The sequence below is a fragment of the Streptomyces sp. NBC_00457 genome, from assembly GCF_036014015.1.
Lineage (GTDB): Bacteria > Actinomycetota > Actinomycetes > Streptomycetales > Streptomycetaceae > Streptomyces.
This window is the reverse complement of sequence record NZ_CP107905.1, coordinates 4,363,527-4,382,395: the sequence shown is the minus strand read 5'-3', so window position 1 is coordinate 4,382,395 and position 18,869 is coordinate 4,363,527. Positions and strand designations below refer to the sequence as shown.

At 68.6% G+C, this 18,869-nt stretch carries 21 protein-coding genes and 2 pseudogenes; 9 read left to right on the top strand and 14 right to left on the bottom strand.

Features of this window, described 5'->3' with window-relative positions:
* Positions 1 to 40 precede the first annotated feature (40 nt).
* On the bottom strand, positions 41 to 451 hold the full coding sequence (locus tag OG828_RS19735; protein WP_328358338.1) for a VOC family protein: 411 nt from the start codon (positions 449 to 451) through the stop codon (positions 41 to 43).
* A 195-nt stretch (positions 452 to 646) separates the two neighbouring features.
* On the opposite strand from OG828_RS19735, the gene OG828_RS19730 reads away from it, so the two are divergent.
* Positions 647 to 1,588: a hypothetical protein gene (locus OG828_RS19730; protein ID WP_328501870.1), complete on the top strand. Its 942-nt coding sequence runs from the start codon at positions 647 to 649 to the stop codon at positions 1,586 to 1,588.
* On the opposite strand, the gene OG828_RS19725 is transcribed toward OG828_RS19730, so the two are convergent.
* The 4 genes and pseudogenes from OG828_RS19725 to OG828_RS19710 all read right to left on the bottom strand — a co-directional run bounded on the left by OG828_RS19725 (position 1,550) and on the right by OG828_RS19710 (position 4,117).
* Positions 1,550 to 2,068: a hypothetical protein gene (locus OG828_RS19725; RefSeq protein ID WP_328358332.1), complete on the bottom strand. Its 519-nt coding sequence runs from the start codon at positions 2,066 to 2,068 to the stop codon at positions 1,550 to 1,552. The two genes, OG828_RS19730 and OG828_RS19725, sit on opposite strands and share 39 nt — an antisense overlap.
* A gap of 572 nt (positions 2,069 to 2,640) precedes the next feature.
* Complete coding sequence (locus OG828_RS19720; protein WP_328358329.1) at positions 2,641 to 3,159, bottom strand: hypothetical protein; 519 nt, start codon at positions 3,157 to 3,159, stop codon at positions 2,641 to 2,643.
* 160 nt (positions 3,160 to 3,319) lie between these two features.
* Positions 3,320 to 3,456: pseudogene (locus OG828_RS19715) on the bottom strand (succinate dehydrogenase iron-sulfur subunit); the annotation flags it as partial.
* A 256-nt stretch (positions 3,457 to 3,712) separates the two neighbouring features.
* A complete protein-coding gene (locus OG828_RS19710) occupies positions 3,713 to 4,117 on the bottom strand; it encodes a hypothetical protein (protein ID WP_328501869.1) in 405 nt (134 codons plus the stop codon).
* 1 nt (position 4,118) lies between these two features.
* Between OG828_RS19710 and OG828_RS19705 the strand changes: the two genes are divergently transcribed.
* Positions 4,119 to 4,520 (top strand): hypothetical protein, encoded by a 402-nt coding sequence (locus tag OG828_RS19705; RefSeq protein WP_328358323.1) that lies wholly within the window; start codon positions 4,119 to 4,121, stop codon positions 4,518 to 4,520.
* Positions 4,521 to 4,895: 375 nt separating this feature from the next.
* On the opposite strand, the gene OG828_RS19700 is transcribed toward OG828_RS19705, so the two are convergent.
* Positions 4,896 to 5,078: a DUF397 domain-containing protein gene (locus tag OG828_RS19700; RefSeq protein WP_328358321.1), complete on the bottom strand. Its 183-nt coding sequence runs from the start codon at positions 5,076 to 5,078 to the stop codon at positions 4,896 to 4,898.
* Positions 5,079 to 5,085: 7 nt separating this feature from the next.
* The gene (locus OG828_RS19695; RefSeq protein ID WP_328358318.1) at positions 5,086 to 5,937 is read right to left on the bottom strand and encodes a helix-turn-helix domain-containing protein; all 852 of its coding nucleotides are present in this window, start codon (positions 5,935 to 5,937) and stop codon (positions 5,086 to 5,088) included.
* A gap of 233 nt (positions 5,938 to 6,170) precedes the next feature.
* Between OG828_RS19695 and OG828_RS19690 the strand changes: the two are divergent.
* The 3 genes and pseudogenes from OG828_RS19690 (at position 6,171) to OG828_RS19680 (ending at position 7,742) form a co-directional block, all read left to right on the top strand.
* A pseudogene (locus OG828_RS19690) lies at positions 6,171 to 6,628 on the top strand (ATP-binding protein).
* 80 nt (positions 6,629 to 6,708) lie between these two features.
* Positions 6,709 to 7,059, top strand: a complete 351-nt coding sequence (locus OG828_RS19685; protein ID WP_328358312.1) for a hypothetical protein — start codon at positions 6,709 to 6,711, stop codon at positions 7,057 to 7,059.
* Complete coding sequence (locus tag OG828_RS19680; protein WP_328501868.1) at positions 7,056 to 7,742, top strand: nucleotidyl transferase AbiEii/AbiGii toxin family protein; 687 nt, start codon at positions 7,056 to 7,058, stop codon at positions 7,740 to 7,742. Before OG828_RS19685 ends, OG828_RS19680 begins: the two co-directional genes overlap by 4 nt.
* Positions 7,743 to 7,810: 68 nt before the next feature.
* Here the strand turns inward: OG828_RS19680 and OG828_RS19675 are convergent, their stop codons facing one another.
* From OG828_RS19675 to OG828_RS19655, 5 genes are all read right to left on the bottom strand, one after another.
* Entirely contained in the window at positions 7,811 to 8,590 is a 780-nt protein-coding gene (locus OG828_RS19675; RefSeq protein WP_328501867.1) for a succinate dehydrogenase iron-sulfur subunit, read from the bottom strand.
* The gene (sdhA, locus tag OG828_RS19670) at positions 8,590 to 10,344 is read right to left on the bottom strand and encodes a succinate dehydrogenase flavoprotein subunit (RefSeq protein WP_328358304.1); all 1,755 of its coding nucleotides are present in this window, start codon (positions 10,342 to 10,344) and stop codon (positions 8,590 to 8,592) included. Before sdhA ends, OG828_RS19675 begins: the two co-directional genes overlap by 1 nt.
* A 19-nt stretch (positions 10,345 to 10,363) precedes the next feature.
* Positions 10,364 to 10,846, bottom strand: coding sequence for a succinate dehydrogenase hydrophobic membrane anchor subunit (locus OG828_RS19665; protein WP_328358301.1), 483 nt, complete (start codon positions 10,844 to 10,846; stop codon positions 10,364 to 10,366).
* A 5-nt stretch (positions 10,847 to 10,851) separates the two neighbouring features.
* On the bottom strand, positions 10,852 to 11,232 hold the full coding sequence (gene sdhC, locus OG828_RS19660) for a succinate dehydrogenase, cytochrome b556 subunit (protein ID WP_301983468.1): 381 nt from the start codon (positions 11,230 to 11,232) through the stop codon (positions 10,852 to 10,854).
* 240 nt (positions 11,233 to 11,472) lie between these two features.
* Positions 11,473 to 11,997 carry a 2-oxo-4-hydroxy-4-carboxy-5-ureidoimidazoline decarboxylase gene (locus OG828_RS19655; RefSeq protein ID WP_328442364.1) on the bottom strand — a complete coding sequence of 175 codons (525 nt, stop codon included), beginning with the start codon at positions 11,995 to 11,997 and terminating at the stop codon, positions 11,473 to 11,475.
* A 202-nt stretch (positions 11,998 to 12,199) separates the two neighbouring features.
* Here OG828_RS19655 and OG828_RS19650 point away from each other — a divergent pair, with 202 nt between their 5' ends.
* From OG828_RS19650 to OG828_RS19640, 3 genes are all read left to right on the top strand, one after another.
* On the top strand, positions 12,200 to 13,810 hold the full coding sequence (locus OG828_RS19650; protein ID WP_328504900.1) for a beta-N-acetylhexosaminidase: 1,611 nt from the start codon (positions 12,200 to 12,202) through the stop codon (positions 13,808 to 13,810).
* 121 nt (positions 13,811 to 13,931) lie between these two features.
* Entirely contained in the window at positions 13,932 to 14,435 is a 504-nt protein-coding gene (locus OG828_RS19645) for a hypothetical protein (RefSeq protein WP_328504899.1), read from the top strand.
* Positions 14,436 to 14,521: 86 nt separating this feature from the next.
* Positions 14,522 to 15,091 carry a hypothetical protein gene (locus tag OG828_RS19640; protein WP_328501866.1) on the top strand — a complete coding sequence of 190 codons (570 nt, stop codon included), beginning with the start codon at positions 14,522 to 14,524 and terminating at the stop codon, positions 15,089 to 15,091.
* Positions 15,092 to 15,100: 9 nt separating this feature from the next.
* Here the strand turns inward: OG828_RS19640 and OG828_RS19635 are convergent, their stop codons facing one another.
* A complete protein-coding gene (locus OG828_RS19635) occupies positions 15,101 to 15,595 on the bottom strand; it encodes a DUF1877 family protein (RefSeq protein WP_328358295.1) in 495 nt (164 codons plus the stop codon).
* A gap of 165 nt (positions 15,596 to 15,760) precedes the next feature.
* Here OG828_RS19635 and OG828_RS19630 point away from each other — a divergent pair, with 165 nt between their 5' ends.
* On the top strand, positions 15,761 to 16,156 hold the full coding sequence (locus OG828_RS19630) for a hypothetical protein (protein ID WP_328501865.1): 396 nt from the start codon (positions 15,761 to 15,763) through the stop codon (positions 16,154 to 16,156).
* A gap of 48 nt (positions 16,157 to 16,204) precedes the next feature.
* On the opposite strand, the gene OG828_RS19625 is transcribed toward OG828_RS19630, so the two are convergent.
* Complete coding sequence (locus OG828_RS19625) at positions 16,205 to 18,748, bottom strand: FG-GAP-like repeat-containing protein (RefSeq protein ID WP_328504898.1); 2,544 nt, start codon at positions 18,746 to 18,748, stop codon at positions 16,205 to 16,207.
* Positions 18,749 to 18,869 lie beyond the last annotated feature (121 nt).

Below are 18,869 nucleotides of genomic sequence, written 5' to 3'. Positions count from 1 at the left end.
CTCGCTTGCGGGGGAGCTGCGTCACACCCTCCGTGCCGCCTCAGGCCCTCCGTGCGAGCTCGGGCCGTTTCGTGTAGTCGGTGAGCCCGATGACGTTCCCCCACGGGTCGGCGATCTCGACGGTCCAGCCGGTGGCCACGGAGAACGGCTCGTCGAGCAGGGCGATACCGGCACCGAGCAGCGCCTGGGCGGCCATCTTGGCGTTCGGCACCTCCAGCCACACCTTGGGCGAGGGCCATGTCGGCGGCCGGTGCCCGAACTCCTCCTCGGCCCGCAGCAGAATCCCCGGCGTCTCGCCCCCGACCTTCAGCAGCGCGATCCCGGCCTCGTCGAACCGGAACGCCACCGCGAACCCGGCCCGCTCATAGAAGTCGACGGCCTCACCGAGGTCCCCGACGGGCAGCAGCACATTGTCGAAACCGAGCAGCTCGTACGACTCGTCATCTGACATGACGTCAGAGTAAGGAGCGGTACGGCTCTCCAGGCGGCAGCAGAGCCCGGGCTGACGATGTGATCACTCGTTGAGGTGAGTGGCCCTGGGGCGTGACGGCCTGGACCGTCCCTGTGGAGTCGCATTGACGTGACAGCCATACTGAAGTGCATTGAGAGGCGTATGGGGGCGAGGGAGCTCAGGGGGAGGCAGCTCGTGCGACGGGTGCTGGCTGTGCACTTCGTGCCGTGCGCGCTCTTCGTCACGTGCGTCTATGCGCTGGTGCGTGCCGGGAGCTTCGTGGGCCGAAGTCACTGGAGTGTGGCACTGCCGTCGGACCCCGCCGCGACTGCCGGAGCCCTGTTGGTCATGGGTGCGTGCTCCGCCGTACTTGCGATGCTGCTTTATCCCTTCCAGGTGCGGGCCGTACGGGTTTGGGAGGGGTATTGGGACCGGTGGCCGTTCACTGCCGGGTTGGCAGGCGTACTGACGGAGTTGCAGCGTCGCCGTGGGCGGACGCTCCGTCGGCGGACCGAGGCCCTGTCCGCCCGGGATCCCAACTCCCACCGGGTTGCGGCCGACGCAGCGAGGCGGCTGGCCGCAAGACCGTTCGAGGACGACCTCCTTCCCACTGCGCTCGGCAACGCCTTGCGGGCAGGGGAGCTAAGCGCCGGCGAGCGCTACGGTCTGGCGACTCTGACCTCGTGGCCGCGCATACACATGCAGATTTCCGACCGCCTGGCCGCGGCGCTGCGGTCCGCCCGGACCGCCCTCGACGCAGCAGTCAACCTCTGTTGGAGCTTCCTCGGTTCGGGAACGGTCGCGGCCGTGGCGCTGTATGACGAGCCGGGTGCCCGCTGGCTGCCACTGATGGCGCTGGTGCTGATCACGGTGGCGTACAAGGGAGCAGTGACGGCGGCACAGGCGTACGCGGGTCTGATGCACATTGTGTACGACCTGCACCGGTTCGATCTGCTGGAGGCGCTGCATCATCCCCTGCCGGATCAAGAGAACGAAGCCGAGACGTTCTGGCGGGTTTCGGCGTTCTTCGCGGGCCGACCCAGCTCCCGTCTTCCCTACGACCATCGGGATGGACCGCTCGCGTCCGGATTGCACTCCTCATCCACGGGCGATGCTCACGGCTCCACAGATGCCTAGGACGTGAATTGTGAACGCCCCCTCTGGAGGCGTGGATTCGTCAGGTCGGGAGTCCGGCGGAGTAACCCGGGTGAGGAGGGCGCCCAGCGTATGAACGTGCACTGTGCTGGTGGGTGGGACGATGAGATGTACGTGCCCGGCGACAGCCGTGACGTTCACTTCTACGTCGTTCTCCAACTGACGCAGATCCGCCCGGAGCTCACCGAGGACGGCCCGTGCGGTCAGCAGCGGACCCGTGCCCGCGGGCACGATGACGGCACCCGTGGCCAGCAGGCGGGTCCAGTTGGAGCGATGGCCGGAGCCCACGGCTGACAGCACGAGCGCTGTCCCCGCCACGACCAGGAGGGTAGGCGCCAGCAGGTCCCGTGCGATGTGCCCGTCCAGTCCGTGGGTAACAGCCAGGCCGACCACGGCAACGGCGCCGAGCGTCACGGGACCGATGAGCGAACCGGCCGGGACGGCCGACCTCAACAGGTTCACTGACGCCAGAGCGAGCAAGGCCCATGGCCACCACCGGGCTGCCCACGACAGCGTCGCTTGTGTACGAGTGGCGGGATCTCCGGCGAGCAGTGCCCCGGTCGCCACTGCGAGTATCCCCACCCATATTCGAACCCGCGAGGCACGGCCACCCCCCTTGGCAGATGTCATCGCCGCGCGCCGCCTCCCGAATCCGCGGAACCTCGGGGTACCGCGGCGTCATGTTAGCCGGGGGTGTCGGTGCCCGCTGCTTGTGACGGAGTGATATTGAGGTCCGCCAGCAATGCGTTCATCTCCGCGCCGCTCCGGCACGCGAGTAACAGAATCGGGTGGACGCTCCGGTATGGGCAATTCCCCAGGTGGTCCACGCTGTCGCCGGGCTCCAGCGGATCAATCTCTCTCTTTTCGATCTGAATGGGTATCCGCCGTTCCCTGACTGAGCGCGGTACTAGCAGGTTCCCGTACCCGCGCGGCACGGTTTCTCCGCAGCCTGGACAGGGATGTGGTGGCACCGCGAATCCGGGTAGTACCACTTCTTGGTACATCTTCCCTCCCTTTGTGAGCCGTTGCGCGAATCACCATTTCTTGACCAGGAACCACACCCACACAGCGTCGGCGACAGTGCACAGCAGAACGAGGATCGCCGAGGCAATTCGCCAGCGGAACTGCTCGCCACAATCCGGCGGCACGAGTGCGGCAGCGATACCGAGCCCGAGCATCAATGTTCCGGCATTGAAAACAATCCCGGCGTACCGGAGGTTGTCTTCGTACGCGATCTGAGACTGCTTAAGGATCTCCGTCTTCGCTTCCTCCGTTGGCTCGACCCAGTCGTATGCCTTCCGCCGCGCTTCCCGTTCTTCCCAGGTGAACTTGAACTGCAGCGCGTAGTACGACATCTGAATACTGGCGATGAGAGCCATCGACGTGGCCACGAGCAGCAGCAGGATGACGCCCGGCCATCTGAACTCGTCGTCGGCACCCGCGACCACACCGGCCAGCCCGAGCGCCGCCGCCGCCAGCAGCGGCGCCGCGACGAAATGAGCTTCCTTTGCCGCGGCGCCGAAGCCGTGACGTTGTGCGTGCCTGCGCACCACGGCAATCCCCCCGGCGCCTCCAGCGCTTCCCGAGGGGAGTGTGCGGGCGGAATCCATCCCTCAGTAGTGCCCGAACATGACAAAACAGTGAAGGGCCCCACCTCCGGCAACACCGGAAACGGAGCCCTCAGCTGTTACGCGTACTTGCTCGGAAGGGAGATCAGAACCGCCGAGTAATCGGCGCCTTCTCACCTCCGCGATCGCCTTGGTGACCTCAGCCCCGCGTGGGCAAGCATCCGCGCAGTTGAACGTCATACGGCAACGTCACACGCCATTCTTGTCGTTGAGGGTCTCCAGGTGGGCGTTCCTCGTGATTCGAGGACGTGCTGGTGTTTCCGGCTGAGGCCATCGCAGGACCACGGCAGACCCGCCACTGGCCGGGCATCTCCGTTGTGCACCCTTACGAGCTGGACCAAGCACGAACTCATACGGCGTCACCGGCACCTATCACGCGGGCTCAACGTCTCCGGCCCCTTCGGTACGGGGATCGATCTGACGGAGAGGACCCGCACTGGCAGATGAACGGCGGGACAGCCGTTGGCGGGTCTCCTCCTCAGCCGACCGCGATGCGCGTCTGCCACCACGTGGTGGGGCCGACGACCGCGGTCCCAGTGCTCGAGGTGGTGGCTCTGCCGCCGGGGTGGAAGCGGACGGATCCGTCGGACCGTACGGCCCAGATGTCGGGGATGTTGTCGTTGTTGGCGTCGGGTGTGCCCAGCAGGAAGGGGACGCTGGCGACGGCCCAGCCGGAGGCGCTGTACTCCGTGTCGGTGCCGCCGGAGGAGTCGGCCGCGGTGGACAGGGAGTTCAGGTCGACTCCACCGCTGTCGGCGGCGATGCCCTTGCGGAGGATGAGTCTGCCGGAGGTGGCTCTGCGGTAGACGGTGTCGGTGACGCCGTCGCCGGAGACGTCCTGGGCGAGGACGATGTCGCGGTCCGCCCACGAGGGGAGGTGCACAGTGATCGATGTCTCGGATGCGCTGGCGCGGTTGGGTCATCCGCCGGTCACCTGGCGCGAAGAGGTCGCAGTCGAGGTCGCCGACTATCTGGCCCGATCGGTCGGAGGGGTTATCGACTGGGACAAGGAAGCTGACGAGGAATGGCTGAGCGTCCTGGTCCGGGACGCTCGCGTGGCGATGGTGTCCACAACGCTGCGACTGATCGTCGTCGAGGAACGCATTTCAGGAGTTTTGCAAGGCCTCGCCCAGGACGGAACGGTGATTCTTGTTCCGTCGTTCGACGCTCCAGTCATACGCTGCGATATCGCCGTGCTCGGGCGGGCGTTCGCCGAGGAGGAGAAGCTCCGAGAACTGGAGATGGAAACCTTCTCGGCAAACGATCTGTGGTTCGCCACCGTGTGAGCCCACCCGGCCGCACGGTCCAGCCCGCTGCGCTTTCGCCCTGCCCAATGCTGGGCGGAAGTGACTACAGCCCCTGAATGACCGTCCCGGTGACCTGCGCCCCACAAATGGTGATCAGCACGAATTCCTTGTCAATGCACACCTGTTGACGCAGTACCGTCGTGCTGAGGCGTCCGCCCATCGCTCCCACCGGGCCGATGGACGGCGGGCCGGATGCAGTGCCGCAGCCGGCCTTCAAGAGCCGACGCCGCCACCGCCCAGCTACGAGCGCCGGACCTCATCGACCACCTTCCCGCCCTGCACCAGGTAGGTGCCCTTGGCCCGGAACGTGAAAGAACTTGGCGCCCAGATCACCCGAGCGAGTGTGCTTCGCGCTCAGCGCCTCGCGTCCGCCGCGTGCGAGAGGAAGTCCGCCCAAGTGGTGGGTGGGAACGTGAGGTGAGGTCCGGTGAGGGTTTTGGAGTCGCGTATGTGGATGACGGTCGGGGTGGTGGCTATCTCGACGCAGTTCGAGGCGTCGGGGCTGTAAGTGGACTTCTTCCAGTGGAGTTCGGGCACGGTTACCTCAGACGGTCTGGGCGATGCGGTGGATCAGGTCACGGGACTCTGCGGGCTTGAGGGCGTTCGCCTCCATGCGGTCGAGTACGAGTCGGTACTTCTCCAATTGGGCCTCGGCGTCCAGGAACTCGCAGCCGTGATGGGTGTCCAGCTGAACAGTGTCCAGCTGGGGAACCGGCCCCGCCAGATAGTCGACGGACTGTCCGGTGCCGGGAAAGGAGCCCTTGCCGAACGGGATCACTCTTACGGAGACGTGGTCCAGCTCGCTCATGTCCAGAAGGTGCTGGAGCTGGGCGCGCACGGTAGCAGGGCCGCCGTACCCCATGTGCAGTGCGCACTCGTGGAGCACGGCTGTGTACGGGGGCGGGTCCTCGCGGTGGAGGATTCCCTGTCGCTTGATCCGGTGGCTGACGCGGTGCTCGATCTCGTACTGCCGCAATTCAGGCACCGCCTCCTTGAAGAGGGCGCGGGCGTGGTCGGTCGTCTGGAGCAGGGCGGGGATGTGAATGACCAGGGCGACGCGCAGGGCTGCCGCGTGGTGTTCCAACTCGGCGAGGTCGATGAGGCCGACCGGCAGGTAGTCGCGGTAGCTGTCCCACCAGCCGCGCGTCTGGCGTTGCGCCATCGTGGCGAGGGCATCCACGAGGCGGGGGTCTCCGCAGTCATAGGTGCGTGCGAGTGAGCGGACACGGTCGGCGCTGAGGGGGCTGCGCCCTGTCTCGATCATGCTGACCCGCCCTTGGTTGACGCCGAGTCTTGCGGCTGCGCCAGTGGCCGTCAGCCCCGCTCGCTCGCGAGCCTTGCGCAGTTCAGCCCCCAAACGCCGTTGTCGCAGGGTCGGTGTGCTGGCGGGTGGCAAGGGGCCTCCTTTCCGGCCGCGGCGCGGCTCTCGGGTACCTCACACGGGGTAATTGCCGATGCACTTCTCTGGATTCACTGAGAAGTATCTCAATGCCGCGTTAGCGTAGCGCCCACATCGCCAACTCGCCCCACCCAGAAGCCGGAAGCGCACCAACCCAGGCAATGCCACCGCCGGGCACGGCAGTTGAGCGAACCCGAGCCCCCTTCCCTGTGAGACTGCTGAAGGTTTCCATGGGCACCGTAGCCCTGCCTGACACCTGGGTGTACGCCCTCCGCCTCCCCCATGACCCCCGAGCCGCACGTGTCGCACGTATGACCGTACGGGCCACTCTGAACGGTCACGGCATGCACGAAGTCGTCGACGTCGTCGAGCTGTTGACGTCCGAGTTGGTCACGAACGCCTACCGCCACACACGGGGCCCTCGTCCCTCCGGCTGACCGCCCTGGGCGACGGACGCCTGCGGACCGGCGTATGGGACACGAGCTCCCACATCCCCGCCCCCTTCGACAAGCCGCCCGGCGACCGCGTCCCGCCCCCGCCGGCGGACGTCACAAGCGGGCATGGCCTGCTGCTCGTCCAGGAGTACGCCGACTCATGGGGAGGCTGGCCCATCGGTGACGGCCTGCTCGACAGGGGCGCCGGGAAGCTGCTCTGGTTCGAGGTCGGTGGGAGGAGGGCCGGGTGCTGAATCGGGCAGCGGTATCGGGTTCGTACGGGCGGAGCCGTTCGCGCGGGCCGCATGCGGAGCAGTACCGGCATACTGCTGTCGTGACCGAGTACGCAGACAGAAGCAGCAGAGTGCCCTCCCGCTGGGGTTACGGGACGGAGCGGCTGCCGACCGCGCTCGACGAGCTGGCCGGTCCCGAGGGCGGGGACGTAGAGCTTCCGCTGGAGCTTGCGTGGTCCGGGCTGCGTGTCTTCGACCTTGGCGACGTGAAGCTGCTGCTGGGTTTGTACCGGATCGTCCTGAACAACGGCTCGCGGGATGACTTCGTGCGTTACCTCAGCCGCGAGCATCTCGTCCGTCACTGGCCGATCCTGCGCAAGATGCTGGGGCGTGGCGTGCGCGAGACGTGGGAGCAAGCCTTCCCCGAACTCCGCCGCTCCAGTGCCGCATGAAGCTGCCCGCGCTGCATTGCCGTCTGCTCGCGGATGCCCTGGAGGCGGGCGAAGCGTACGAGCTGGCCCTGGCCGGCGGGTACGCGGTGCAGGCTCACGGCCTGGTCACTCGCCTGAGCCAGGACCTGGACTTCGCGACCCGGCACCCCGCGTCGATGACGGACATTGTGCCGCGTCTCGCGGACGGTCTGCGAAGCAGGGGCTGGGCGGTTGCCGTGGTCGATGTCAGGCCGCTGAAGGCGAGGCTGCTCGTCACGGACCCGGACAGCAGGGAAGCCTGCGAGGTCGACCTCCTCAAGGAGGCCCTGTCCCGTAGGCCCGTTGCCATGGACGTCGGGCCGGTGGTCAGTCTTGAGGATCTGGTGGTCATGAAGGTGCGCGCGCTCGGTGATCGTGGCCTGCCGCGGGACGTGATCGACGTACATGCGGCCTGCCGGTACTACTCCGTGATCGAACTCGAGCAGCTGGGGCTGCGCGATGAAGCCGAGTTCGATCTCAGGGAGCTGCGGGACCGGCTGGAGAGCGTCGTCTGGGTGAGCGACGAGGAATTCGCCGCATACGGGCTCGGGCCCGAGGCGATCACCCAGCTGCGCCAGTGGGCGCTGGACTGGGAATCCGATCTCGGGCTTCGGCTCGCCGAGGATTACGAAGACGGCGAGGATCCGGAAAGCGGCCACTACTGACCGCCCAACGCCAGAGGGCCCCGTTCCCGAAGTGACGGAAACAGGGCCCTCAAGTCAGGCGGAGAAGATCAGAAGCGGCGCGTGATCAGCGCCTTCTTGACCTCCGCGATCGCCTTGGTGACCTCGATGCCGCGTGGGCAGGCGTCCGTGCAGTTGAAGGTCGTGCGGCAGCGCCAGACGCCGTCCTTGTCGTTGAGGATCTCCAGGCGTTGCTCGCCCGCTTCGTCACGGCTGTCGAAGATGAAGCGGTGGGCATTCACGATCGCCGCCGGGCCGAAGTACTGGCCGTCGTTCCAGAAGACCGGGCAGGAGGACGTGCAGGCGGCGCAGAGGATGCACTTCGTGGTGTCGTCGAAGCGTTCGCGGTCCTCGGCGGTCTGCAGGCGCTCGCGCGTCGGCTCGTTCGTGTCCTTCGTGATGAGGAAGGGCATGACGTCGCGGTAGGCCTGGAAGAACGGCTCCATGTCGACGACCAGGTCCTTGAGGACCGTCAGGCCCTTGATGGGCTCGACCGTGATCGGCTTCTCGGGGCTGAGGTCCTTGATCAGCGTCTTGCAGGCCAGACGGTTCTTGCCGTTGATCCGCATCGCGTCGGAGCCGCAGATGCCGTGGGCGCAGGAGCGGCGGAAGGTGAGCGTGCCGTCCACTTCCCACTTGATCTTGTGGAGGGCGTCGAGGACGCGTTCCTTCGGGTCGATCTCCACCTGGAAGTCTTCCCAGGCCGCTTCCGCCGAGACCTCGGAGTTGAAGCGGCGGATGCGGAAGGTGGCCGTGATGTACGGGGAGTCGGCGAAGCCGGGCTCAGGCGTGCCGGCCGCGTCCGCCTTGTCCAGGGTCGGGGTTGCCATCAGTACTTACGCTCCATCGGCTGGTAGCGGGTCTGGACGACCGGCTTGTAGTCGAGACGAATGGACTCCGTGCCGTCGTCGCCCACCTCGCGGTACGCCATGGTGTGGCGCATGAAGTTGACGTCGTCGCGGTTCGGGTAGTCCTCGCGGTAGTGACCGCCGCGGGACTCCTTGCGGGCCAGGGCGGAGACCGCCATGACCTCGGCCAGGTCCAGGAGGTTGCCGAGTTCGATGGCTTCCAGCAGGTCCGTGTTGAACCGCTTGCCCTTGTCCTGGATCGAGACGTTCTTGTAGCGCTCGCGCAGCTCCGCGATCTTCTCGACCGCCGTCTTGATCGTCTGCTCGGTGCGGAACACCATGACGTTCGCGTCCATGGTCTCCTGCAGCTCGCGCCGCAGGGTCGACACCCGCTCCGTGCCGGTGGAGGAGCGCAGGTGCTCGACCTGCGCGACGACCAGCGAAGCCGGGTCCTCGGGCAGCTCGACGTGCTGGACCGTCTGCGAGTAGTCGGCGGCGGCGATGCCGGCCCGTTTGCCGAACACGTTGATGTCCAGCAGCGAGTTGGTGCCGAGGCGGTTCGCGCCGTGGACGGAGACGCAGGCGACCTCGCCCGCCGCGTACAGGCCGGGAACGACCGTCGTGTTGTCGGCCAGCACCTCACCCTCGACGTTCGTCGGGATGCCGCCCATCGCGTAGTGCGCGGTGGGCTGGATCGGGATCGGGTCCGTGTACGGCTCGATGCCCAGGTAGGTGCGGGCGAACTCGGTGATGTCGGGCAGCTTGGCGTCCAGCTGCTCCGGGGGGAGGTGGGTGAGGTCCAGGTAGACGTGGTCGCCCTCGGGACCGCAGCCGCGGCCCTCGCGGATCTCCGTGTAGATGGACCGGGACACGACGTCACGCGACGCCAGGTCCTTCATCACCGGCGCGTACTTCTCCATGAAGCGCTCGCCGTCCTTGTTGCGGAGGATGCCGCCCTCACCGCGGGCGCCCTCCGTCAGCAGGATGCCCATGCGCCAGATGCCGGTCGGGTGGAACTGGAAGAACTCCATGTCCTCCAGCGGCAGCCCGCGACGGTAGACCGCCGCCTGGCCGTCACCCGTCAGCGTGTGCGCGTTCGACGTCACCTTGAAGAACTTGCCGCAGCCGCCGGACGCGTAGATCACGGCCTTCGCCTGGAAGACGTGGATCTCGCCGGTGGCCAGCTCGTACGCCACCACGCCGGCCGACCGCTTCACGCCGTCGACCTCGGTGATCAGCTGGTCGAGGACGTAGAACTCGTTGTAGAACTCCACGCCCTCCTTCACGCAGTTCTGGTACAGCGTCTGGAGGATCATGTGGCCGGTGCGGTCGGCCGCGTAGCAGGAGCGGCGGACCGGGGCCTCGCCGTGGTTCCGGCTGTGACCGCCGAAGCGGCGCTGGTCGATCGTGCCGTTCGGCGTGCGGTTGAACGGCAGGCCCATCTTCTCCAGGTCGAGGACCGAGTCGATGGCCTCCTTCGCCAGGATCTCGGCGGCGTCCTGGTCGACCAGGTAGTCACCGCCCTTGACCGTGTCGAAGGTGTGCCACTCCCAGTTGTCCTCCTCCACGTTCGCGAGCGCGGCGGCCATACCGCCCTGCGCGGCGCCCGTGTGGGAGCGGGTCGGGTAGAGCTTGGTCAGCACCGCGGTCCGGCTGCGCTTCGTCGACTCGATGGCGGCGCGCATGCCGGCGCCACCCGCGCCGACGATGACTGTGTCGTACTTGTGGATCTTCATTGGTCTCGTAGCCCCGGATCTAGCGGATGTTCGGGTCGAAGGTGAAGATCACCAGCGTGCCCAGCAGGATGGTGAACACCGTGGCGGTGTAGAGCAGGCCCTTCAGCCACAGCCGGGTGTTCGCGCGCTCCGCGTAGTCGTTGATGACCGTGCGCAGGCCATTGGCGCCGTGCAGCATCGCCAGCCACAGCATCAGCAGGTCCCAGACCTGCCAGAAGGGACTGGCCCAGCGGCCGGCCACGAAGGCGAAGCCGATCTTCGACACGCCGCCGTCCAGCACGAGCTGGATCAGCAGGTGGCCGAGGACCAGGACGACCAGCACCACGCCGGACAGGCGCATGAACAGCCAGGCGGCCATCTCGAAGTTGCCCCGTGTGGACTTCGGGGTCTTCTTGGTCCGCTTGCGCGGGGCTTCGATCAGCGGCGCCGGGTTGTCGACGCCGTAGAGGGACTCGCCCTCCACGGGGCCGATACCGGCGGCGGTCTTTTCGGTGGTGGACATACGCGTCAGCTCCCGAACAGTTCACGAGCGGCGTGACCGAGGACGGGGTAGATCGCCCCGAGCATCAGTACGAGCCACAGGCCGACGACGGACCAGAGCATCTGCTTCTGGTAGCGCGGGCCCTTGGACCAGAAGTCGACGGCGATGACACGCAGGCCGTTGAGCGCGTGGAAGAGGATGGCGGCGACGAGGCCGTACTCCAGCAGCGCGACGAGCGGCGTCTTGTACGTGGCCACGACGTCGTCGTAGGCCTCGGGAGAGACACGGACGAGAGCGGTGTCCAGCACGTGAACGAACAGGAAGAAGAAAATGAGGACGCCGGTGACTCGATGAGCCACCCAGGACCACATTCCTTCCCGGCCGCGGTACAGCGTTCCAGCCGGCACGGAAGTTCCTCCGGGAGCGGGGATTGGGGCCGCGCCGGCTTGTGTGGTCGGTCGGGCCCGGCCGGGTACGGTCCACCGGCCCCCAGCATCGTAGCGACGGTTGCCTGTGGTGCTTACGCCGGGCCCGTTGATGTGATCAATGTGGCAGGCGAACGGGCTATTGGAGGTGGTGTGTGGGGTTATGTGCCGGGTGCGGGTGGGTGGGGGCTTGTCGCGCCCACGCGGCGGAGCCGCAAATTGTCACAGCCCCGCGCCCCTGAGGGCGTCTTTCAAACGTCCCCTGGCCAGTCTCCGGAGTTCCTCTGCTGCCACCACTCGTTCCTCTTCCGGATCGTTTGTCAATCGTGACCGGATTCCCGCCAGGATCTGGTCGAGGACTTCGCTGGGTGGCAGGTGGTCGACACAGATGACGAACGCGTGTCCGAATCGCGCCTCGTATGCGGCATGTGCGGCACACAGTGCGGTATGGGCGGCCGAGTACGTTCCGTCGGGGAGTTCAGGAAGCGTTTCTGCTGACAGGGCCGCTGCCAGGTCTGCCGCTGTCAGGTCGTACGCCGCTTCGTCGGCGGCGGCCAGGAGGGACTCGAGGTCCGGGTAGGGGCGGTGGTCGGCTACCCGGTGGGCCCAGCGGGGGCTGTGGAGGCAGGTGAGAAGGGTGTGGAGGACGTCTTCCAGGGGGGCCGTGTTGAAGTGGTCCAGCGGGGAAGACGTGTCCCGGGTCTGCTCGGGTATGGCGACTTGGCCAGTGAGGTGTGTGGGCGTCACGTGATTCGGCAGGGGATGGTGTGAGAGATGTGCCACCACGTTATCGAGATCGGACATGACGTGTCCGACGGATGCCCGAATTTCACCCGCACGGGAGAGTTTCGGAACGCGTGGTGGACGGATGTCGCACGGCTCAGGGCCTAGGTTGGCGCCCGTGAGTCAGCACAGGCGCAGGATCTCGGCATGGACGGACAGGCGGCGGATGCTGGTCGCGGCGGCGACCGTGGTGGCGGTCGGGCTGGGCCTCGGGATCTGGGCGGCCGCGGGGGACGAGGGTGATCCGGGAGCGGATTCGGCGTCCCGGCTGCCCGCGGCCGGAACGACGACGACATCGGCGGCGGCTCTGTCGGAGACTCCGAGTCCCCGTCCCAGCCCGAGCCGCACCTACCCGCTGTCGAAGACGCCCCGCACCATTCCCGCCGTCCGCGCGCACACTCCTGCCCGTGGGCCCGGCTGGAAGCCGGCGCGCGGTCAGCGGGTGGTCGTGAACGACGCGGAGCTCGTCGACGAGGGGCGGCTGCTCGCGGGTGAGCTGGGGCTGTCGTACGCGGGGGAGAAGGACGACGTGCGCGCCGGGGACGTACGGCTGGCGCTGAACGACGACGAGGGCGCGGATCCGGAGTCGTACGCCATGACCGTGCGTGGCGGGCGGGTGAACATCAGCGGGCCCGCGGACTCGGGCGTGTTCTACGGCACCCGGACGCTCAAGCAGGCGGTGCGCGGTGGTGGTACGGCACCGGAGGGCGTCGTACGCGACGAGCCGGCGAAGCCGCAGCGGGGGCTGATGCTCGACATCGCCCGCAAGCACTTCACGGCCGGGTGGATCGAGGACCGGGTGCGTGAGCTGGCGGACCTGAAGTTCAACCAGCTGGGGCTGCACTTCTCGGACGACCAGGGGTTCCGGATCGAGTCCGACACGCATCCGGAGATCGTGTCCAAGGAGCATCTGACCAAGGCGCAGGTGAAGAAGATCGTCGAGCTGGGGGAGCGGCTGCATGTGACGGTCGTGCCCGAGATCGACTCTCCGGGGCATCTCGGGGCCGTGATCGCCGCCCATCCCGAACTGCAGCTGCGCAGCGCGCAGGGAGCGGCGCCGCGGGGTGCGATCGACATCTCCAAGGACGAGTCCGGCGCCATCGTCGACGATCTGCTCAACGAGTACGCCGACCTGTTCCCCGGCGGCTACTGGCATCTCGGCGGTGACGAGTACGCGGCGTTGACGTCGGACAACCCCGAGGCCGCCTATCCGCAGCTGGCCGCCGCCGCGACCGAGGCGTACGGCTCCGGCGCCACCGTCGCCGACCTCGCCACCGGCTGGCTCAACGACCGCGCGGACACGATCCGTACGCACGACCGGACGATGCGGGCGTGGAACGACGGCTTCTACGCCGGTACGTCCGTCGAGGCGGCCGAGGATCTCCAGGTCGCCTACTGGACGGGCAAGGAGATCGGGGCGCGGCTGCCGGTGGAGTATCTGAGCGCCGGGCGCGACCTCGTCAACTACAACGACGAGTTCCTGTACTACGTCCTCGGGCAGCCCCAGACCTTCGTCTATCCGACGGGACAGCGGATCTACGAGCAGTGGACGCCGCGGGTGGTGCGCGGTACGCAGGCGGTTCCGGTGCGGTACGAGGACCAGATCCTCGGCGGCTCCTTCGCGGTGTGGTGCGATCTCGCCGACTCGCAGACCCAGGAGCAGGTCGCGGCCGGGATCCGGATGCCGCTGGCGGCGACCGTGCAGAAGCTGTGGAACCCGGGCCGGCCGCAGCTGTCCTGGGCGGAGTTCAAGGCGCTGGCCGAGCGGCTGGATTGACGCCTGGAGTTGTGCGGACACGCGCGAATTGTCCGGTGCTGCTGCGAACTCCCGTACGACTGTGATGTATTCGGCCGACTGTGATGTTTTCGGCGTGAGCCGAAGCCAGGAGGGGGCCGGGATGGGTTTCTGGGGGTATTTCGTCGTGGGTCGCAGCGAGCGGCCGCTCGAGGAGTTGGCGGCGCTGTCCAGCGCGAAGGGGATGAGCTTACGGGCGTCCGCGCCCGGGGGCTGGCAGGTGTGGGAGTACCCGAGTGGGGACGGCGACGTCGGGAGCATGAACGCGCTGGCCCAGGAGAGCGGGGCGCCCGCGCTGTTCGGATACGTCATGGACAGCGACTGTGTGGTCATCGAGGCGGCGGGGCCACAGAGCGGGGCGTGGTCGACCTGTCTCGCGCGGGGCGCGATGGCCGGGTACCTCGGCGCCGACGAGGAGGGGCGCATGCTGGAGGACTACTTCCTCGAGCCGCGTGACGCCGCCGAGCGGGCCGTCGCCTGGGCCGCGGAGGCCGGGCACGAGGTGTCCGACGGGCCGTTGCTGGACGTTCTCACCTCCGATGCCGACCCGTTGGCCGAAAATCTATTCTTCCGTATGCTCGACCGGCTCGGCGTCGTCCCCCTGTGACACTCCCGGGCCGTCGCACGCAGTAAGGGGAAGTGCGGGCTCCGTAAAGGTGGGCGCCCCGCGAAGCCCCGCAGAGGGAGGCGTGGATGAGCCTGGTGGAACTGATCGCGCAGGCCGACGAACGCGGCCTGGCCGCCAGCGGGTTGGCTTGTTTGGATCGCTGCGTACCGCTGCTGGGCGGTGACGACGAGGTGCTGCGGCCGCTGTGGGGGAACCTCGCGGACGGCGGGGACAGCACCGCGTGGGGCGAACTGCTGGAGCAGGCGCGCGGAAAGCTGGGCATCGCGGACGTCATGGACGACGCGGATGTCGAGGACGAGGCCGCGCTGCTCGTCCGGCGCATGCTGGCCGCCGCCCCGGCCGTCCGGTCCGCCGCTGAGGCGCGGATGTGGGCCGACGCCTGCTCCGTCGCCGCGCTGCAGATCCACCGGCTCCTCGACGTCGCGGACGACGCCGCCTCGCTCGACGCCCGCCGCGAGGGCCGTACGGAAGGCATGCCGCCGCTCGTCGCCGCCGAACTGCGCCGCCAGGTCGCCGTCCTGGAACTGCTCGCCGGGCATGGCGCGAGCGGCCTGCGCCATGCGCTGGAGGTGTCGACGGAGGGGCGGCGCGTGCTGCGCGCCGTCGTGTCACGGCGGGCGCGGGGGCGGCGCTGAGCGTTCGGCTCAGGTGACCAGCCACTTCACCACCGCGTCCCCGTACTCCGCCGTGCGGGCGTAGAACGCGGTCAGATCGCGGTGGGACGCCGCGAAGACGCCGTGGACCTCCGGCTCCGTGTCGGGTCCGCCGTACCGCGGCAGCAGCTTGTCGCGCACCGGCCGCCACAGGGCGTCGAAGTCGGCACCCGTGAGGAACGCGGCGACCCGGGCCACCTGCGCCGCGGTCAGCACCAGGAACGGCGGCCTGTCCGGCTCGGGATGGAGCACCGGCCGGCCGCCCAGGACCACATGGGCCCAGGGTCCCTCCTCGGAGTGGTGCGGGGGCGTGCAGGCGTAGAGGAGCTGGTGGTCGAGGTAGTGCTTGTCGAGCATTTCCTCGCGGTGCCGGTCGAGGCGCCGGCGCACGGTGTCCCAGTCGTCCTCGAAGAGCTTCTGCTGCCAGGTGGCGCTGTTGCGCAGGGCCGCGGGTGGTACGGCGCGCAAGTGGAAGTACGTGCTCATCGGTGACAAGAGCGCACGGACGTCCCGAATCGTCACTGGGGCGTCAACCCGTCGTGCTGAGCGAATCCTGTGCGGGTCGTGCAGGCGGTGGGGCGGTCCTGCGCCGGTCTCGCGCAGTGGCCCGATCCGCGTGACGAAATACCCGCTGACCTCGCTTTTCCGAATGTGACGACACAGCAGGGGAGCAGGCCTCAGGCCGCGGCGAAGCCGGTGCGGTGGGCGGCGGACGCGGTGGCGACCATGCGCGAGGGCGCGCGGCTGCGGCTCGACTACTCGGCGCAGAGCCTGTGGCGCGTCGACCGGATGATCGAGGAACTGCGCCGTGAGGGAACGCCGTACACCGCCGTGGAGACCGTGCTGCGCGGCTTCGGCGCGTACGCCGGTGAGGTGGTCGTCCGGCAGACCGGCGCCGAGTGGTGGGCGGGCGGCGGCGACCACTGGGTCCGCACCCCCGACGGCCGGCTGTGGGATCCGATCGACGAGGCCCGGCGCTGTTTCGCCGGGGACGGCTCGCTGCGGCTGCTGTGCCGGGACGCGACCCGCACAACGGCACGCCACTGACCGGCCGGGGCCCTGCCCACTGCACAGGACCCCGGCCGACCGCCTTGCTTACGGCGCCAGCGTCTGGCCGAGGCGGGCGCCCGTCGGGGTGCCCAGCGTGCCCTTGCCGAACATGACGGTGTACGAGTACCCGAGCCCCGTGCTGTTGCTCGGGAGGTACGTCAGGACGCCGTTGCCCGCGTCCTCGCCCTGCGCGCCGATGGTGAGGTCGGCCCGCCCGAACCCGGACAGGTCCGTCAACGACACCGACGTACCGAACGCGTCGCCGCTCTCGGTGGAGCCGGGCACGCCGGTGGTGTCCTGCGAGATCCCGACCGAGCCGGAGCCGGTGAGGCCGGACGCGCTGCCCTTGATCAGGAGCGCCTGGCCCGCGTTGACCTGGTTGACGCCGCCGCGGGTGATGTCCTCGTTCGGTACGCCCGCGAGGGCGTCGGCGTAGCCGTCGGCGTTGAAGTCGCCGACCGAGACGGAGACGCCCATCGCGTCGTTCGTCTCGTCGGCTCCGGGAACTCCCGTGCTGTCCTGGTGGATCGTCGTCATCCCGGTGGTGGTGAAGCCGGCGGACGAGCCCGGGACCATCGTGACCTGGCCGCCGGTCCTGCCGCCGGACTCGGCGGCGATGGGCTGGCCGATGACGATGTCGTCGTAGCCGTTGCCGTTGACGTCGCCCGCGGCGAGGGAGCGACCGCCCTTGACGGAGATCACGCCCACCTTGGCCAGCCCGGTGGCCGAACCCGCGAAGCGGACGACGCGGCCGATGCCGCCGGTGTCGCGGTAGTTGAGGGCGACGTCCGCGTAACCGTCCCGGTTGAAGTCGCCCGTCGCGGCGTCCAGGTAGGCGAGCGAGCCGGATGCGGTGGTGAGGGTGCCGTACTTGTACGCGCCGCCGGTCTGCCGGACGTTGAAGTTGCCGCCCTTGCCCGTGCCGGCCGAGAAGACGTCCGCCCTGCCGTCGGCGTCGAAGTCGCCCACGGCCACCGTCGAGCCGAGCTTGGCGCCCGCCGCCGTGACCCCTGTCGTGGTGTACGAGAAGCCGGTCGTGAGGGCGGGGCCGTACATCACCGTGACCTGGCCGCGGTCGGCGTTGCCGCTGGTGTCGTCCTCGCCGGGGGAGCCGATCGCGAGGTCGGCGTAGCCGTCGCCGTTGACGTCGCCCCAGGCGGTCGCGGTGCCGAAGGCGTCGCCGGTCTCGGAGGAACCGGGGACGCCGGCGCTGTTCTGGGTGAGGCCCAGCTTCGCCGTGGTGACGGGGCCGTCGATGCCGCCCGGGACCACGGTCACCCGGTTCGCCTTCGGGGTGCCGGCGACCAGGTCGTCGATGCCGTCGCGGTTGACGTCGGCGGTCGGGATCGCGGAGTTCTTGCCCGCGTTCGCCGCGAAGCGCCGGATCTCGGCCAGCTTGGAATAGAGGTTCTTGCCCGGGCAGGCGGTGGCGAAGCCGTCGCGGTGACCGGAGATCGTGTTGAGCGTGGCCTGCTGGCCCTGGTCCCAGACGCCGGTGTCGGCGCCCGCGGTCAGTGTGACCTTGCCGGTCGGGTTGCCGCCGTACTGGCCGAGCTTCCAGGCGGCGACGCGGGCCACGGACTCCAGGGTGGCCCGGGTCGGCCGGCCCGCGGGCTTCGCGGGAGTGGTGGCCGTGGCGGCGGCGCCCTCGAAGTCGCCGAGGACGGCGATGCCGGTCGAGTCACCGTTGAAGCCGTAGGTGTGCGCGCCGCGCACCGGCAGGTCGACGCCGCCCGCGCGGCCCTCGAAGATCCGGCCGCACTTGTCGACCAGGAAGTTGTAGCCGATGTCGTTCCACTGCTCGGTCTCGACGTGGTACGCCATGATGCCGCGCACCAGCGAAGCCGACTCGGCGCAGCTGTAGTTGTTCGTGCCGACCGTGTGGTGCACGAAGACCGCGCTGACCTTCTCGATGTACTCCGCCGGGTCGTCGACCATCGACTCGTCGGCGCCCCACTGGGCGCGGGAGATGATCGGCGGCCGGTGGACGGTGGAGGGCGGGGCGGTGGGGACGGTCGCGGTGGGGGTCGGGCTGGCGCTCGTGCTGGGGCTCTGGCTTGCGGTAGGGCTTGAACTCTGGCTCGGCGACGGGCTGTTGCTCTCGCTCGGGGAGGCCGAGGCCGACGGGGACGGCGATCCCGTGTCGGACGGCGACGCGCTCACGTCCTCGACGACGAAGGCCGCAGCCTCCATGTCGGAACCTGTGCCGTCGAGCGCCTTGTTCTTCGCCTCCGCGGCGGTCACGCCGGGGTCGACGAGGTTGATCTCAAGTCCCTTGGGCAGACCGGCGCTCGCCGATCCGTCCCCGGCGACGACACGGGCCTCGACCCCGTCGGACGGCCCGACCCAGAGCGGTTCGGAACCGCCCCGGGCGTCCTCGGCGCCGGGCTCGGCGCGGTCGACGGGGTGTGCCTCGTCGACGTCCAGGTTCCGCCAGCCGGTCCACTCGCCGGTCTCAATGCTCCGGGTCCGCACCTGCGCGGTGCCGTCGAGCGCCTGGGCGTCCTCGGCCCAGGTGACGCCGAGCAGCGAGAACTGCTGGGTGCCGGTCCTGGCGAGTGCCCGCTTGCCGGTGCCGGCGGCCTTCATGGTGAGGTCGTGGACCTCCACCGGCCGTTTGTCGCGGGCGATTTGGGCCGGCTGATCGGAACTCGGTTCGGCGACCGCGTAGGTCACGACTCCGGCGCCCCCAAGTACCACTGCCCCGATG